Below are 15,338 nucleotides of genomic sequence, written 5' to 3'. Positions count from 1 at the left end.
GGGGCCGGCACACCGCGCAAGGGTTCGCGGGCCGGCCGCCGTCCGGGTCCGGGGGCGTGGGGCGGGGGAGGGGGGTCAGCGGCGGGCGGTGCGGGTGCGCCAGGGCAGTTCCACGGTCACCGTGGTCGGTCCGCCGTGCGGGCTCTCCACCAGGAACACCCCGTCCACGGCCCGGATCCGCTCGGCCAGTCCGGCCAGGCCGCTGCCCGGGTAGGGGGCCGCGCCGCCCTTGCCGTTGTCCTGGACCAGCAGCATCAGGTGGTCCTCGGCCCGCCAGACGTCCACCGTCGCGGAGCGGGCGCCGGCGTGCTTGGAGATGTTGGTCAGCAGTTCGCTGACCGTGAAGTAGGCGATGCCCTCGACCGCCGAGTCCGGGCGCTCGGAGCCGCCGTCCGGGCCCGCCTTCAGGTCGACGTGCACCTTGACCCCCTCCGGCACCGTGCAGCGCGCCGCCACCGAGGAGAGCGCCGCGTCCAGGCCGCGGTCGGTGAGCACCGCCGGGTGGATGCCCCGGGCGAGGTCCCGCAGCTCCTGGAGGGCCAGCTTCACCTCGCCGTGGGCGTTGTCGACCATCTTCGCGGCGGCCGCCACGTCGTCCGGGGTCTCGGTCTCCCGCAGCCGCTCCTTCGCCATGCCGAGGTCCATCGCCAGTGCCACCAGCCGGGCCTGGGCGCCGTCGTGCAGGTCCCGCTCGATGCGGCGCAGGTCGGCGGCGGCGGTGTCGACCACGGTGCCGCGGTCGTCCTCCAGTTCGCGGACCCGCTCGGAGAGCGCCCCCGGGTGGAGCAGGGTCTCGACCAGCATCCGGTCCACCGCCGACTGGGCCCGGATCGCCCACGGCAGGACCGGCCAGCCGACCAGGACGAAGACCAGGGTGAGGCCGAAGCTCAGGACGCCCCAGGGCAGCATCAGCACGTGGTACAGCGCCGAGCGCCAGGAGAGCGCGTCGGTCAGGTGGGCGATCGCGAAGCCGGTGAGGCCCGGCCGGCGGCGCTGCACCGGCTCCGGCTCGTGCACGGCGGAGCCGTACAGGGACCGGGCCCGGCCGCGGGCGAAGCCGCCCATCGCCCGGCAGCCGGCCAGTCCGGCGGCCAGCAGCGGCAGGCCGATCACCGTGACCGACAGGGCGAGGCCGACCGACAGCGTCACGACGGTGAAGACGAAGCCGCCGATCCCGAGCGGCAGGTTCAGCAGCAGCCGCCCGACCTGCCGCCACATCCGCGCCCCGTACAGCGGGGTGCGCCCGTCGGGCACCGGCGGCTGCTCGCCGGGCGCGTCCCCGGTCCCGCGGTCCTTTGGCTTCATCTCGGTCTACCGTCCCTCTCGGTCGCGCTGTGCTCCTAGCTTGGCCGGTCGGGACCGGGCGGGACCATGGGGGTGATACGTCTCCCCGGCCGGGGGTTATCCCCACCTCCGGCACGGGTCCCCCCGGTGTCCGGCGGGTGACCGCCGCCCCCCGCCGGGTGTCCGCCCGTTGTCCATCGGGTGTCTTGCGGATCGGGCAGGGTGCGGGACACCCGTGCCGTGCACTTAGACTCACGCACTGGCGATGGTTATGAACGTGTAAAGGAACGTCGTAGAACCGCCCCGAGGGCGGATTCCGCGGCCGATGTGGAGGCGAGGGGCATGGTGGGGCAGCAGGCGGCTGCGGTCGCGGCCGACCCGGCGGCCGGCAGCGGCTACTTCGACGCGTACGCCGCGATGGGCCTGCTCGCCGTCGTGGGCGTGCTCTTCGTGACGGTGGCGTTCACCGCCAACCGTCTGCTGCGGCCGGTGGTGTACTCGCCCGAGAAACTCCTCGCCTACGAGTGCGGCGTGGACCCGGTGGGGGAGGACTGGGCGCACACCCAGGTCCGCTACTACGTCTACGCCTTCCTGTACGTGATCTTCGCGGTCGACGCGATCTACCTGTTCCCGTGGGCGACCGTGTTCGCCTCCGCCGGGTACGGCGCCGGGACGCTGGTCGAGATGTTCGTCTTCATCGGCTTCCTCGCGGTCGGACTGCTCTACGCCTGGAAGAAGGGCGTTCTGGAATGGACGTGACGCACACCCACCCGCACGGGCACGGCGCCTCCGGCGGTCCGGTTCCGCTCGGCGTGCCGGATCCGTCGCGCCCCGGCGCGGCCGTCGAGCGGCGCGCGATCGGTCCGCTGGCCCGGCTCGCGCCCGATCCGGTCAAGGTCGTCCTCAACTGGGGCCGCCGGTACAGCCTCTGGTGCTTCAACTTCGGCCTGGCCTGCTGCGCGATCGAGTTCATCGCGGCGTCGATGGCCAAGCACGACTTCATCCGGATGGGCGTGATCCCCTTCGCGCCGGGCCCCCGGCAGGCCGATCTGATGATCGTCTCGGGGACGGTGACCGACAAGATGGCGCCGGCGGTCAAGCGCCTCTACGAGCAGATGCCCGAGCCGAAGTACGTCATCTCCTTCGGCGCCTGCTCCAACTCGGGCGGGCCCTACTGGGACTCCTACTCCGTCACCAAGGGCGTCGACCAGATCATCCCGGTCGACGTCTACGTGCCCGGCTGCCCGCCCCGTCCGGAGGCGCTGCTCCAGGGCATCCTCAAGCTCCAGGAGAAGATCGCCGCCGAGTCGCTGCCCGGTCGCTACACCGCGCCCGCGGCGGCGCTGCGGCGTCCGCCGGTGCCCGGGCCCGGTGCCGGTTCCGGTGCCGGCGGCGCCACCGAGGGAGGGGTCTCGTGACCACGGCCGAGCAGTACGCGGCGTCGGTCGGGGAGTGGGCGACCGGCGCCGAGGCGTACGGGCTGATCACCGTCGACGTGCCCGCGGAGCACTGGACCGAGGCGCTCACCGCCGCCCGGGACACCCTGGGCCTCACCTTCTTCGACTGGCTCAGCGCCGTCGACGAGCTCGCCGACGGCTTCTCGGTGGTCGCCCACCTCGCCGCCGTCGACGCCCCGGGCGTGCGCCACCTCGCGCTGCGCACCCGGGTGCCGCGCGCCGGGGCCGCGCTCCCGACCGCCGTCCCCGTGTACGCCGGGGCCGCCTGGCACGAGCGCGAGACGCACGAGATGTTCGGCATCGACTTCCCCGGGCACCCGCACCTGGTCACCCTGCTGCTGCCGGACGGCTTCGAGGGGCACCCGCTGCGCAAGGAGTTCGTGCTCGCGGCCCGGGTCGCCAAGGCCTGGCCGGGTGCCAAGGAGCCGGGCGAGTCCGACCACGGCGACGGTCCGGCGCGGCGCAAGATGCAGCCGGCCGGTGTGCCGGACCCGAACGAGTGGGGGCCGCTCAAGGGCACCCTGCCGCCGGTCGCCGAGCGGCCGGCGCGTGCCGCCCGGGCGGGCGGTGCGGCCCGGACGCCGCGGGCGGCGGCCGCAGGTGCGGGTGCAGGTGCGGCGGGAGCCGCTGCCGGGGCCGAGGGCGCCGCGGTGCGGGCCGACCGGCCGCGGCGGACCAGGTCGGTCTCCGAGGGTTCGGCGAGCCAGGCGCCCGGCGACGACGCCGCCACCACCGTGGCCGGGGGTGCGGCCGGGACGGCGCAGACGCCCGCGGTGCGGGCCGACCGCCCGAGGCGCACGCGTTCGGTCTCCGAGGGTTCGGCGAGCCGGGCGGCCGGTGAGGCCGCGGCGGCGCCGGCGGCCCGGACGCGCTCATCGGACGCCCCGTGGCACAACCCGGTGCCGGCCCACGACGGGCCTGCGAAGGCCGACGCGCCCGCGAAGGGCGACGCCCCCGCGAAGGGCACGGAGGGTGCGGAGCCGGTCGGGTCCGCGAAGGCCGGGGAGCCCGTCGAGGGGGCGGAGCCGGCGGAGCCCGCCGGGCCCGCCGACGGGGCGCCCGCCGCGGAGGAGAAGACGACCGAGAAGCCGGCCGGACCGGCCGGCCGGGACGGAGACGGCGCGTGAACCTGTTCGACACGGTGCTGCGCTGCGTCGCCACGCTCGTCGTCTTCCTCGTCCTGCCCCTGGTCATCGGCCAGACCGAGCACAAGGTGATGGCGCACATGCAGGGCCGGCTCGGCCCGATGTACGCCGGCGGCTTCCACGGCTGGGCGCAGCTGATCGCGGACGGGGTGAAGTTCGCGCAGAAGGAGGACATCGTCCCGGCCGGCGCGGACCGCCGGATCTTCCAGCTCGCGCCCGCCGTCTCGCTCCTGCCGTACCTGCTGGTGCTGCTGGCGATCCCGGTCGGCCCGAACGGCTTCGTCGGGCAGGCGGTCGACGCCGGCCTGTTCTTCGTGCTGGCCGTCATGGGCGTCGGCGTGATCGGCAAGCTGATGGCCGGCTGGGCCTCGGCCAACAAGTTCTCGCTGCTCGGCGGTCTGCGGACGGCCGCGCAGCTGATGTCCTACGAGCTGCCGATGGTGCTCGCCGCCGCCTCCGTGGCGATGGCCGCCGGCACGCTCTCGCTGCCCGGCATCATGGACGCCTGGGAGTGGTACTGGATCCCGTGGCAGCTCATCGGCGGCTTCGTGTTCTTCACGGCCGGCCTGGCCGAGCTGCAGCGCCCGCCGTTCGACATGCCGGTCGCCGACTCGGAGATCATCTTCGGCGCGTACACCGAGTACACCGGTCTGCGCTTCGCGCTGTTCCTGCTCTCCGAGTACGTGGGCATCCTGGTGGTCTCCGCGCTGACCGCGGTGCTGTTCCTCGGCGGCTGGCACGGCCCGCTGCCGGACCAGCTGGGCTGGCTGTGGACCCTGCTGAAGACCTTCGCGCTGGCCTTCGTGGTGATCTGGCTGCGGGTCACCTACCCCCGGCTGCGCGAGGACCAGCTGATGCGCTTCGCGTGGACCGTGCTGATCCCGCTCGCCCTCGTCCAGCTGGCCCTCACCGGCATCATCAAGGTGGCGATCTCATGAGTTTCCCCGGTGCGGGCCTGGCGAAGGGCCTGGCCGTCACCCTGCGGACGATGACCCGCAAGAGCGTCACCGCGCAGTACCCCGAGGTGCAGCCCGCCCTCCCGCCGCGTTCGCGCGGTGTGATCGCGCTGCTGGAGGAGAACTGCACGGTCTGCATGCTCTGCGCCCGCGAGTGCCCGGACTGGTGCATCTACATCGACTCCCACAAGGAGACGCTGCCGGCCGCCGACCCGAACGCGCGCGCCCGCACCCGCAACGTGCTGGACCGGTTCGCCATCGACTTCTCGCTCTGCATGTACTGCGGGATCTGCATCGAGGTGTGCCCGTTCGACGCGCTGTTCTGGTCGCCGGAGTTCGAGTACGCGGAGACCGACATCCTGGAGCTGACCCACGAGCGGGACCGGCTGCGGGAGTGGATGTGGACGGTGCCGGTGCCGCCGGCGCTGGACCCGGCGGCCGAGGAGCCCAAGGAGATCGCCACCGCGCGCAAGACCGCGGACAAGCTGGCCGCCGCGGCGCAGGCCGCGCAGGACGGTGGTGACGCGTGACCGGCACCGCCGCGCTGCTCGCCGCCGCCGGACCGCTGGATCCGGCCGCGCGCTCCTTCCTCTCCCCGACCGGGGTGGAGATCGTCTTCCTGCTGGTCGGCATCGCGGTGCTCGGCTCGGCCGTGGTCGCCGTCACCACCCGGCAGCTGGTGCACGCCGCGCTCTGGCTGGTGGCCGCGCTCGGCGGGCTGGCGGTGGAGTTCCTGCTGCTCACCGCCGAGTTCATCGCCTGGGTGCAGGTGCTGATCTACCTCGGTTCGGTGGTCGTCCTGGTGCTCTTCGGACTGATGCTCACCAGGGCGCCGATCGGGCGCTCGCCCGACGCCGACTCCGGGAACCGCTGGGTCGCCCTGGTGGTGGCGCTGGCCTCGGCCGGGACGCTGGTCACGCTGGTCGTGGACGCCTTCCGGACGTCCTGGATCGACCTCGGTGCGGGCGGCGGCTCGGCGGCCGTGACCGGCGCGAGCCTCTTCCGGACCTGGGTGCTGCCCTTCGAGGCGCTCTCCGTGCTGCTGCTGGCGGCGCTGGTCGGCGCGATCGTGCTGTCGCGCGGCAACCGGCGGCGGGTGCCGGCGCCCCGGGCCGGGCGGATCCGCGCCGGCCGGCCGGTGGGCTCCAACGGGACGGTCGCCGCGACCGCGCCCCAGGCCGCCCCGGAGCCCGGGACCGCCCCGGAGGCCGCGCCCGCGCCCGCCGCTCCTGCTGCGACCACCCCCGAGCAGGAGGGCTGATGCACCTCGCCTACCCCGTCGTCCTCGCCGTGCTGCTGTTCAGCGTCGGCGTCTACGGCGTGCTCGCCCGGCGCAACGTCATCCTGGTGCTGATGTCCGTCGAGCTGATGCTCAACGCCGTCAACCTCAACCTCGTCGCCTTCGACGCCTGGCTGCGCGACTCGCTGCACGCCGGCCAGGCGCTCACCCTGTTCACCATCACCGTCGCCGCCGCCGAGATCGGTCTCGGGCTCGCCATCGTCCTGCTGCTGTTCCGTGCCCGGGGCACCGCGGACCTCGACCGGGCCACCGAGCTCGGCGACCCGGCCGAGTCCACCGCGGACACCGCGGAGGCGCCGGCCGGAGCCGAGGCGCTGAAGGGCCGGGCCGCCGCATGAACCTCGCCCTGCCCGTCCTCGTCCCCGCGCTGCCCGCGCTCGGCGCCGCGGCCACCCTGGCCGCCGGCCGCCGCGCGCCCGGCCTGGCCCGGCCGCTGGCGATCGTCCCGGTCGCCGTCTCGGCGGTGCTCGCCCTGGTCGTCGCGATCCAGCTCGGCACCGGCCAGGCGCTGGACGCCGCCACCCGGCTCACCCCGACCGGCGGCCCGGACATCGCGCTCGCGATCCACCTGGACGGCTTCAGCTCGCTGATCTCGGTGCTGGTCGGCCTGGTCGCCACCTGTGTGCAGGTCTACTCGACCGCGTACCTCAAGGACGACCCGCGCTACCCCTCCTACGCGGCGCTGGTCTCGCTGTTCACGGCGGCGATGTTCCTGGTCGTCTACTCCGGAGACCTGATCGTGCTGCTGGTCGGCTGGGAGGTCATGGGCATCTGCTCGTACTTCCTGATCGGCCACCACTGGGAGACCGCGGACGCCCGCTCCGCCTCGCTGAAGGCCTTCCTGGTCACCAAGCTCGGCGACGTGCCGTTCCTGTTCGGCGTCTTCCTGCTCGGCGCCGACGCCGGGAGCTTCCGGATCGAGGACGTGCTCCGGGCCGCCACCGACGGGCGGCTCGGCCACCCGACGCTGGTCGCGCTGCTGCTGCTCGCGGGCGTGGCCGGCAAGAGCGCGCAGTTCCCGCTGCACACCTGGCTGCCGGACGCGATGGCCGGCCCGACGCCGGTCTCCGCGCTGATCCACGCCGCCACCATGGTCGCGGCCGGCATCTACCTGGTGGCCCGGCTGCTGCCGGTCTTCCTGCTCTCCGGCGCGGCCCTGGTCGTGCTGGCGGTGATGGCCGCCGTGACGATGATCGGCTCGGCGCTCTGCGCGCTGGCCCAGGACGACCTCAAGCGGGTGCTGGCCTACTCGACCGTCGGCCAGCTCGGTTACATGGCCGGCGCGCTGGCCTCCGGCGACCGGGAGGCCTCGGTCTTCCACCTGGTCAGCCACGGCGCGTTCAAGGCGCTGCTGTTCCTCGCGGCCGGTGTGGTGATCCACGCCGCGCACACCAACTCGATCTCCGCGATGTCCCGGATCCGCGGGCTGCGCAAGCGCGTCCCGGACGCCTACTGGACGATGGCCATCGCGCTGATCGCCCTGGTCGGGCTGCCGCCGTTCGCCGGATTCTTCAGCAAGGAGGCGGTGCTGACCGCCGCCGAGCACGCCGCCAACGGCGAGGCGCTGACCAACGGCCTCGGCCCCGCCTCGGCGGTGCCGCAGGCGGCCGGCTGGATCGTGCTGATCTCGGCCGGACTGACCGCGCTGCTCACCGCGGCGTACGCGACCCGGCTGTTCCTGCTCGCCTTCCACAGCCCGGCGGGCGTCGCCGTGACGCCGGTGGCCCCGGCCGGGGCCACCGGCGCGGACGCCGTCACCGCCGGTGCCGACGGCCACGAGTACGGCGCGCCGTACTCGCCCGAGCCCGACGAGGCCGACCCGGCCGTCGCCGAGCCGCCCGCGATGCGCTGGCCGCTCTGGGTGCTGGCCGTGCCGACCATGGGCTTCGGCATCGCCGGCCTGCGCTCGGACTGGCTGCCCGCGCTGCTGGACGGCGGCTCGCTGCGGCCCTCCGCGGTCACCGCCGTCATCGGCACCGGCCTCGCCGTGGTCGGTGCGCTGCTGGCCTACGGGGCCTGGCGCTCGGCCACCGCCCGGGTGCCGGGGCAGGCCGGGGAGCACGCCCCGGGAGCGGCCGTCGCCGACCCCGGGCGGGCCCTGCTCGGCCCGCTGTTCGGGCCGGCCCGGCACGGGTTCGGCGTCGACCGGCTCTACGCCGCGCTGTTCGTCCGCCCGGTCGGGGCCGCCGCCCGGCTCGTGCGCTTCCTCGACCGCGAGGTCGTGGAGACCTACGTGCGCGGCAGCGGGGCCGGGGCCGGCCTGCTCGGCCGGGCCGTCCGGCTCGCCCAGACCGGCAACGCGCAGACCTACCTCAGCGCGCTGCTCGCCGCCGTCGTCCTGCTGGTCGTCCTGGTGGCGGTGTAGCCGATGCCGTTCCCCCCTTCCCCGCCCGCCGTCACGGTTGTCGCTAGGAGCCCCCGATGAACGCGGTCCTCATCGCCCTCCTGGTGCTGCCGCTGCTCGGTGCCGCGCTCACCCTGGCCCCGGTGTTCGGGCCGGACCCGGCCGCCGCCGACCGGCGCGCGCTGCGCCTCGGCACGGTGGTGACCGGCGCCGGCCTGGTGCTCGCCGTCGCCCTGGCCGCCGGGTTCGACCACGACGAGCCCGCCCGGATGCAGGCCACCACCGACGTGTCCTGGATCCCGGCCGTCGGCGTGCGCCTCCACCTCGGGGTGGACGGCGTCTCGCTGCCGCTGCTCGTCCTGACCTCGCTGCTCACCTTCCTCTGCGCGGTCTACTCCGAGCGGCGGCTGCCGTCCGGCGAGGGGGTGCCGTCGGCCCGGTCCTTCACCGGGCTGTTCCTCCTCCTCGACGTGGGCATGCTCGCCACCTTCGCGGTGCTGGACCTCCTGCTCTTCTTCCTGGCCTTCGAGATCGTGCTGATCCCGATGTACTTCCTGATCGCCCGCTGGGGCAGCGGGGCGAAGGTGCCGGCCGCCAACCGGTTCATCCTGTACACGCTGCTCGGCTCGGCCGTGATGCTGCTCGGCTTCCTGCTGGTCGGCAGCAAGGCGGGCACCTTCGACATGCAGGCCCTCGCCGCCGCCCACGGCTCCGGCCTGAGCCACTCCACCCAGGTGATCGCCGCGCTGGCGATCATGGTCGGGCTCGCCGTCAAGGCCCCCGCCTGGCCGCTGCACAGCTGGCTCCCGGACGCGCACACGGCGGCCCCGACCGTCGGCTCGGTGCTGCTCGCCGGCGTGCTGCTGAAGATGGGCACCTACGGCCTGGTCCGCGTCCTCCTCCCGGTGGTCCCCGACGGCACCGCGACGCTCGCCCCCTACCTGGGCGCGTTCGCCGCCGTCGGCATCGTCTACGGCTCGCTGGCCTGCCTCGCGCTCGCCCGCCCCGGCGCCAAGGGCGACCTCAAGCGCCTGATCGCCTACTCCTCCGTCGGCCACATGGGCTTCGTCCTGCTGGGCATCGCCTCCCTCACCCCGGTGGGGGTCAACGGCGCGCTGTTCGCGAACATCGCGCACGGTCTGATCACCGGCCTGCTGTTCTTCCTGGTCGGCGCGCTCAAGGACCGCTACGGCACGGCGGACCTCGACACCCTCTCCGGCACCACCGGCGCCGCCCTGTACGGGCGGGCACCGAGGATCGGCGCGCTGCTCGCCTTCGCCGCCGTCGCCAGCCTGGGCCTGCCCGGACTGGCCGGCTTCTGGGGCGAGCTGCTCGCCATGTTCGGCGCGTTCGACCCGGCCGAGGGCCTCTCGCGGCCCGCGTTCGTCACCTACATGGTCCTGGCCGGTCTCGGCACCCTCCTCACCGCCGCCTACCTGCTGATCGTGGTCAAGCGCGTCTGCATGGGCGACCCGAAGCAGCCGGCCGCGGTGGCCGAGCTCGCCGACCTGCGCCCGTACGAGGCCGTCAGCTGGACGCCGCTGGTCGCCCTCACCCTGCTCGCCGGCCTCTGGCCCGCGCTCCTGCTCGGCCTCTCCGACCCCGCCGTCAAGCACCTCCTCGGGGGTGGCTGATCATGCTCGGCACCGCGACCGGTACCGCACTCGGACCTCACTCCACGGGGCAGCCCACTGTGACCTCCCTCGCCGTTGCCAATCCGGGCAGCCTGATCCAGTCCGTGGACTGGGTGGCGATCGCGCCCCCGCTGATCGCCGCCCTGGCCGCCCTCGCCGTGCTGGTCACCGACCTCTTCCTGCCCGAGCGGCACAAGAGGTGGCTGGGCCGGCTCACCGCCGCCGGACTCGCCCTCGCCATCGCCGCGCTCCTCCCGCTCACCGGTGGATCACCCCGTGCCACCTTCTGTGCGCAGAACGTAACAGGCGCCACCGACAACGCCGGCTGCTCGTACGTCGCCGACCACTTCGCCCTGGTCTTCCAGCTGCTCGCGCTCGGCGGCGCGCTGATCGCCGCGCTGCTCTCCGTCCACACCGTGGACGACGAGAAGCTGCCCGGCGGCGAGTACTGGTTCCTGCTGCTCTCCAGCGCCACCGGCGCGGCCCTGCTGCCCGCCTCCCGGGACCTCGCCACCCTGGTGGTCGCCCTGGAGGTCGCCTCGCTGCCCGCCTTCGCCCTGGTCGCGCTGCGCCGGGACGGCCGGGGCGCCGAGGCCGCGCTCAAGTTCTTCCTCTCCTCGGTCACCGCGACCGCCGTGATGCTGCTCGGCGTGGGCTTCGTCTACGCGGCGAGCGGCAGCCTGCACCTGGGCGCCGTCGCCACCGGCCTGGAGCAGGCCCCGGCGCAGCTGCGGCCGCTGGCCGAGGCCGGCGCCGTGCTCACGCTGGCCGGCTTCGCCTTCAAGGTCGCCGCCGTCCCGTTCCACTTCTGGGTGCCGGACACCTACACCGGCGCCCCGCTGCCGGTGGCCGGCTACCTCTCGGTGGTCGGCAAGGCGGCCGGTCTGGCCGGCCTGGCGCTGGTCACCACCATCGCCTTCCGCCCGTACGCGCACACCTGGGGCCTGGTGCTCGCGGTGCTGGCCGCCGTCACCATGGCGGTCGGCAACGCGGGTGCGCTGCGCCAGCGCTTCGACACCCGGCACAGCGCGGTGCGGCTGCTGGCCTGGTCCTCGGTGGGTCAGGCCGGGTACCTGCTGGTGCCGCTGGCCGCGGCCGGCTACGCGCCCGGCACGGCCGACCCGCTGGGTGCCACCGCCGCGTACGCGCTGATCTACGGCGTGGTCAACCTCGGCGCCTTCGGCGTGGTGGCGGCGGTCGGCCGCCGGGCCGGGACCAGCGTGGACGACTTCCGCGGCCTGTTCGCGCGGCGCCGCTGGACGGCGCTGGCCCTGGCGTTCTTCCTGCTCTGCCTGGCCGGACTGCCGCCGGGCGTGATCGGCCTGTTCGGCAAGGTGGTGGTGTTCCGCGCCGCCGTCGACGCCGGGCTCGGCTGGCTGGCCGTGGTGATGGCCGTCAACGTGGTCGTGGCGCTGTACTACTACCTGCTCTGGACCGCCCGGCTGTTCGCCCCCGCGCCGGAGCAGGGGGCGGAGCGGGCTCCCGAGCGGCGCCTGCCGGTGTCGCTGACGGCCACCCTGGGGCTCACCGCCTCCGCCGCGGTGGTGCTCTCGGTGGCCCCGCAGCTGGTGCTCCAGGTGGTCGGCGGCTCGCTGTTCTGACCCCCCCCGTTCCGGCCCCTCGGCGGGTGCGTGCCGAGGTGGCGGGCGGTGCCGGCCGGTCACCCGGCCGGGTGTCGCGCCGGTCACAAGGGAACAAGGCCCCGGGCCCCACCCGTTGAGCGGGCAGGAGGGACGAGGCAGAAAGGGCTTCCCCACGCACCATTGGAGGGCCAGCCGTGCACCGCCCGCACAACGGACTGAGGACCGCCGCCCTGCTCGGCGGCCTCTCGGCGCTGATCCTGGTGATCGGCGGCTTCTTCGGCCGCACGGGCTTCGTGATCGCCCTGGTGGTCGCCCTCGGCACCAACGCCTACGCGTACTGGAACAGCGACAAGCTCGCACTGCGGGCCATGCGGGCCCGCCCGGTGAGCGAGATCGAGGCACCCCGGCTCTACCGGATCGTCCGGGAGCTCTCCACCGGGGCGCGTCAGCCGATGCCGCGCCTCTACATCTCGCCGACCCCGGCGCCGAACGCCTTCGCCACCGGCCGCAACCCGCGCAACGCCGCGGTCTGCTGCACCGACGGCATCCTGCAGCTGCTGGACGAGCGGGAGCTGCGCGGCGTCCTCGGCCACGAGCTGAGCCACGTCTACAACCGGGACATCCTGATCTCCTCGGTGGCCGGGGCGCTCGCCTCGGTGGTGATGTTCCTGGTGAACTTCGCCTGGCTGATCCCGTTCGGCCGCAGTGACGACGACGACGGCCCGGGCCTGTTCGGAATGCTCGCGATCATGATCCTCGGGCCGGTCGCGGCCTCGCTGATCCAGCTGGCCGTCAGCCGTTCCCGCGAGTACCAGGCCGACGCCGACGGTGCCCGGATCACCGGCGACCCGCTCGCCCTGGCGAGCGCGCTGCGCAAGCTGGAGGCCGGCACCCGGCAGCTGCCGCTGCCGCCGGAGCCGCAGATCCAGACCGCCAGCCACATGATGATCGCCAGTCCGTTCCGGCCGGGCGAGGCCGGCGCGCGGCTCTTCTCCACCCACCCGCCGATGGCCGAGCGGATCGCCCGGCTGGAGCGGATGGCCGGCCAGGGGCGGTAGGCCCGGCCCCGCCGGCCCGCCCCCGGGTCAGCCGGCGACGTCCTCGAAGGCCAGCCGCAGCCGGTGGACGCCGTCCACCACCCGGGCCGGGCTCTCGGCGGCGGCGTAGCTGAGCCGGAGGTGGGCGGCCGGCGGTTCGGCGGCGTGGTACGGGCGGCCGGGCGTCACCTGGACGCCGGCGCGCAGGGCGGCGGCGGTGAGCGCGCCGTCGTCGACGCCGTCCGGCAGCCGCAGCCACAGGTGGTAGCCGCCGGGGCGGTGGTCGCCGAGGACTCCGGGCAGCTCCCGGTGCAGGGCCGCGACGGCGGCGGTGCGGCGGTTGCGCAGCTCGGTGCCGAGGGCGCGCAGGTGGCGGGCCCAGCCCGGGTCGGCGACCAGTTCCAGCGTCGCCTCCTGCAGCGGCCGCGGCACGAAGAAGCTGTCCACCACCTGGGTGGCCCGCAGCCGGGCGAGGGCCGGACCGCGGGCGGTGAGGGCGCCGACCCGCAGATTGGGCGAGGCGGCCTTGGTCAGCGAGCGCAGGTGCACCACCACCCCGTCGGGGTCGTCGGCGGCCAGCGGGCGCGGCAGCGCGGGGGCGTCCGCGTGGACGAGCAGCCGGGCGAAGTCGTCCTCGACGACGAAGGCGCCCGCCGCCCGGGCGATCCGGAGCACCTCGGCCCGGCGCCCGGGGGAGAGCACCGCCCCGGTCGGGTTCTGGAAGAGCGGCTGGCAGACGAAGACCCGCGCCCGGGTGGCCTCGAAGGCGTCGGCCAGCAGGTCGGTCCGGACGCCGTCGGTGTCGACCGGCACGGGCACGGGGCGCAGTCCGGCGGCCCGGACGACCGCGAGGATGCCCGAGTACGTCGGCGACTCCACCAGCACCGGCGAGCCGGGCGCGGCGAGCGAGCGCATGGCCACGGTGAGCCCGCCCTGCCCGCCGGAGGTGATCAGGACGTCCCCGGTGGTGATCGGCCCGCCGTGGCCGCCGATGTCGCGGGCGAACCAGCCGCGCAGCTCGGTGAGGCCGTCGGTGGGCGGGCGCTCCCAGGCGCCCGGCCGCCGTCCGGCCCGGCCGAGGGCGGTGGCCAGCAGCCGTTCGGGCAGCAGGGAGGCGTGCGGGTAGCCGCTGTTGAGGTCGACGACGCCGGGCGGCGGTATGCGCAGGGTGGCGAACACCGGGGCGGCCAGCAGGTCGCGCGGGCCGCTGTCGGCGCTGAGCGCGAGCTCCTGCCAGGAGAGGTCGCCGGGGCGTCCGGCGGTGGGCGGGGCGGCGCCGCCGCGGGCCGCCGGGCCGCCCGCGAACGGCGCCGCGCGGAACACCCCGGCGCCCGGGCGGGAGACCACCAGGCCCTCGGCCGCGAGCACGGCGATGGCACGGGAGACCGTGCCCGGGCTCACCTGGTGGCGTTCCATCAGCGCCCGGCTCGACGGCAGCTTCCGGCCCTCCGGGTAGCGCTCGACCTCGCGGCGCAGACTGTCCGCGAGTTCGGCCACACTGCTACGCTCGTTCATGAGAGCACAAGATAGCGCTACCCGGTCCGGGGCGGTAGCGGCACGGCCCGCTACGACACCCGCCCCTCCGGCGGCCGGCCCGTCCGGAGCGTCCCGCCGTGCGACCGGCACGGTGACGGCGGCCCTGGGCGTCCTCGCCTTCTCCTTCAGCTTCCCCGCCACGGCCTGGGCGCTGACCGGGTTCGGCCCCTGGACGGCCACCGGTCTGCGCGGTCTGCTGGCCGGTCTGATCGCCGCGCTCTGCCTCGCGGCCGCCCGGGTCCCGCTGCCCGAACGCCGTCACTGGCCCGGCCTGCTGGTGGTCTCGGCCAGCTGCGTGCTCGGCTTCCCGCTGCTCACCACCCTGGCCCTGCGGACCTCCTCGACCGCCCACTCGGCCGTCGTCATCGGTCTGCTGCCGCCGGCCACCGCGTGCTTCGCCGCGCTGCGCTCCCGCCGGGAGGGCCGCCGTCCGTCCCGGCTGTTCTGGGGCGCCTCGCTGGCGGGCGCGGTGGCGGTGCTCGGCTTCACGCTGGTGCAGAGCCACGGCCGGCCGGGCCCCGCGGACCTCTTCCTGTTCGCGGCGCTGCTGGTCTGCGCGGCCGGCTACGCGGAGGGCGGCCGGATCTCCCGGGAACTGCCCGGCTGGCAGGTGATCGGCTGGGCGGTGGTCGCCGCCTTGCCCGTCACCGCGCTGACCACGGTGCTGGCACTGCCCGCGGAGCCGGTGCCGCTCGGCGGCGGGTCCGGGGCGAAGGCGGTGGCCGGGCTGCTGTACACGGCCGCGGTCTCGCAGTTCGGCGGCTTCGTGGTCTGGTACCGGGGGATGGCGCTGATCGGGGTGCCGAGGGCGAGCCAGCTCCAGCTGGCCCAGCCGCTGGTGACGCTGGTCTGGTCGGTGCTGCTGCTCGGCGAGGAGCTGCCGGCCGCGGCCCCGGTGACGGCGGGGGTGGTGCTGCTCTGCATCGCGCTCACCCAGCGGGCCCGGGTCTGACGCCCGGGTCTGACACCCGGGTCCGACGGCCGGGGGCGGCTCCGGGGCGGCCCGGGCCCGGCGGGTGTGCCGCCGGCCCCGGGCACGGGGGGGGGGGGGGGGCCGGGGGG

General features: G+C 75.0%; 14 protein-coding genes. 12 read left to right on the top strand and 2 right to left on the bottom strand.

Annotated elements, in window-relative coordinates:
* Positions 1–75: 75 nt before the first annotated feature.
* On the bottom strand, positions 76–1,305 hold the full coding sequence (locus ACFCX4_RS25650) for a sensor histidine kinase (protein ID WP_376146734.1): 1,230 nt from the start codon (positions 1,303–1,305) through the stop codon (positions 76–78).
* A gap of 321 nt (positions 1,306–1,626) precedes the next feature.
* Between ACFCX4_RS25650 and ACFCX4_RS25645 the strand changes: the two genes are divergently transcribed.
* The 11 genes from ACFCX4_RS25645 to htpX all read left to right on the top strand — a co-directional run bounded on the left by ACFCX4_RS25645 (position 1,627) and on the right by htpX (position 12,761).
* Complete coding sequence (locus ACFCX4_RS25645; RefSeq protein ID WP_045937876.1) at positions 1,627–2,043, top strand: NADH-quinone oxidoreductase subunit A; 417 nt, start codon at positions 1,627–1,629, stop codon at positions 2,041–2,043.
* Positions 2,034–2,702 carry an NADH-quinone oxidoreductase subunit B gene (locus ACFCX4_RS25640; RefSeq protein WP_376146731.1) on the top strand — a complete coding sequence of 223 codons (669 nt, stop codon included), beginning with the start codon at positions 2,034–2,036 and terminating at the stop codon, positions 2,700–2,702. Before ACFCX4_RS25645 ends, ACFCX4_RS25640 begins: the two co-directional genes overlap by 10 nt.
* The gene (locus tag ACFCX4_RS25635) at positions 2,699–3,868 is read left to right on the top strand and encodes an NADH-quinone oxidoreductase subunit C (RefSeq protein WP_376146729.1); all 1,170 of its coding nucleotides are present in this window, start codon (positions 2,699–2,701) and stop codon (positions 3,866–3,868) included. The genes ACFCX4_RS25640 and ACFCX4_RS25635 overlap by 4 nt, the downstream gene beginning before the upstream one ends.
* Positions 3,865–4,824 (top strand): NADH-quinone oxidoreductase subunit NuoH, encoded by a 960-nt coding sequence (gene nuoH, locus ACFCX4_RS25630; RefSeq protein WP_376146726.1) that lies wholly within the window; start codon positions 3,865–3,867, stop codon positions 4,822–4,824. Before ACFCX4_RS25635 ends, nuoH begins: the two co-directional genes overlap by 4 nt.
* Positions 4,821–5,372 carry a NuoI/complex I 23 kDa subunit family protein gene (locus ACFCX4_RS25625; protein ID WP_376146723.1) on the top strand — a complete coding sequence of 184 codons (552 nt, stop codon included), beginning with the start codon at positions 4,821–4,823 and terminating at the stop codon, positions 5,370–5,372. Before nuoH ends, ACFCX4_RS25625 begins: the two co-directional genes overlap by 4 nt.
* A complete protein-coding gene (locus ACFCX4_RS25620; RefSeq protein ID WP_376146720.1) occupies positions 5,369–6,103 on the top strand; it encodes an NADH-quinone oxidoreductase subunit J in 735 nt (244 codons plus the stop codon). Before ACFCX4_RS25625 ends, ACFCX4_RS25620 begins: the two co-directional genes overlap by 4 nt.
* Entirely contained in the window at positions 6,103–6,480 is a 378-nt protein-coding gene (nuoK, locus tag ACFCX4_RS25615; RefSeq protein ID WP_376146718.1) for an NADH-quinone oxidoreductase subunit NuoK, read from the top strand. Before ACFCX4_RS25620 ends, nuoK begins: the two co-directional genes overlap by 1 nt.
* A complete protein-coding gene (locus ACFCX4_RS25610; protein ID WP_376146715.1) occupies positions 6,477–8,507 on the top strand; it encodes an NADH-quinone oxidoreductase subunit L in 2,031 nt (676 codons plus the stop codon). Before nuoK ends, ACFCX4_RS25610 begins: the two co-directional genes overlap by 4 nt.
* Before the next feature lie 56 nt (positions 8,508–8,563).
* Positions 8,564–10,120: a NuoM family protein gene (locus ACFCX4_RS25605; RefSeq protein WP_376146712.1), complete on the top strand. Its 1,557-nt coding sequence runs from the start codon at positions 8,564–8,566 to the stop codon at positions 10,118–10,120.
* Between the two features lie 2 nt (positions 10,121–10,122).
* A complete protein-coding gene (locus tag ACFCX4_RS25600; protein ID WP_376146709.1) occupies positions 10,123–11,721 on the top strand; it encodes an NADH-quinone oxidoreductase subunit N in 1,599 nt (532 codons plus the stop codon).
* 176 nt (positions 11,722–11,897) lie between these two features.
* On the top strand, positions 11,898–12,761 hold the full coding sequence (htpX, locus tag ACFCX4_RS25595; RefSeq protein WP_376146706.1) for a zinc metalloprotease HtpX: 864 nt from the start codon (positions 11,898–11,900) through the stop codon (positions 12,759–12,761).
* A 27-nt stretch (positions 12,762–12,788) separates the two neighbouring features.
* Here the strand turns inward: htpX and ACFCX4_RS25590 are convergent, their stop codons facing one another.
* A complete protein-coding gene (locus ACFCX4_RS25590; protein WP_376146703.1) occupies positions 12,789–14,255 on the bottom strand; it encodes a PLP-dependent aminotransferase family protein in 1,467 nt (488 codons plus the stop codon).
* On the opposite strand from ACFCX4_RS25590, the gene ACFCX4_RS25585 reads away from it, so the two are divergent.
* Positions 14,254–15,228, top strand: coding sequence for a DMT family transporter (locus ACFCX4_RS25585; protein WP_376146700.1), 975 nt, complete (start codon positions 14,254–14,256; stop codon positions 15,226–15,228). The two genes, ACFCX4_RS25590 and ACFCX4_RS25585, sit on opposite strands and share 2 nt — an antisense overlap.
* Positions 15,229–15,338: the final 110 nt, after the last annotated feature.

The sequence above is a fragment of the Kitasatospora sp. NPDC056327 genome (assembly GCF_042261735.1).
Taxonomy (GTDB): Bacteria; Actinomycetota; Actinomycetes; order Streptomycetales; family Streptomycetaceae; genus Kitasatospora.
Note: the sequence above shows the minus strand (reverse complement) of the source record. Positions and strands in the feature narration are given on the sequence as shown.

Bases quoted from the DNA above. Each gene is read 5' to 3' on its own strand.
- ACFCX4_RS25640 (WP_376146731.1), top strand. From the start codon at position 2,034: ATGGACGTGACGCACACCCACCCGCACGGGCACGGCGCCTCCGGCGGT.
- ACFCX4_RS25600 (WP_376146709.1), top strand. From the start codon at position 10,123: ATGCTCGGCACCGCGACCGGTACCGCACTCGGACCTCACTCCACGGGG.
- ACFCX4_RS25585 (WP_376146700.1), top strand. From the start codon at position 14,254: ATGAGAGCACAAGATAGCGCTACCCGGTCCGGGGCGGTAGCGGCACGG.
- ACFCX4_RS25650 (WP_376146734.1), bottom strand. From the start codon at position 1,305: ATGAAGCCAAAGGACCGCGGGACCGGGGACGCGCCCGGCGAGCAGCCG.
- ACFCX4_RS25610 (WP_376146715.1), top strand. From the start codon at position 6,477: ATGAACCTCGCCCTGCCCGTCCTCGTCCCCGCGCTGCCCGCGCTCGGC.
- ACFCX4_RS25645 (WP_045937876.1), top strand. From the start codon at position 1,627: ATGGTGGGGCAGCAGGCGGCTGCGGTCGCGGCCGACCCGGCGGCCGGC.
- ACFCX4_RS25590 (WP_376146703.1), bottom strand. From the start codon at position 14,255: ATGAACGAGCGTAGCAGTGTGGCCGAACTCGCGGACAGTCTGCGCCGC.
- nuoK (WP_376146718.1), top strand. From the start codon at position 6,103: ATGCACCTCGCCTACCCCGTCGTCCTCGCCGTGCTGCTGTTCAGCGTC.
- ACFCX4_RS25625 (WP_376146723.1), top strand. From the start codon at position 4,821: ATGAGTTTCCCCGGTGCGGGCCTGGCGAAGGGCCTGGCCGTCACCCTG.
- ACFCX4_RS25605 (WP_376146712.1), top strand. From the start codon at position 8,564: ATGAACGCGGTCCTCATCGCCCTCCTGGTGCTGCCGCTGCTCGGTGCC.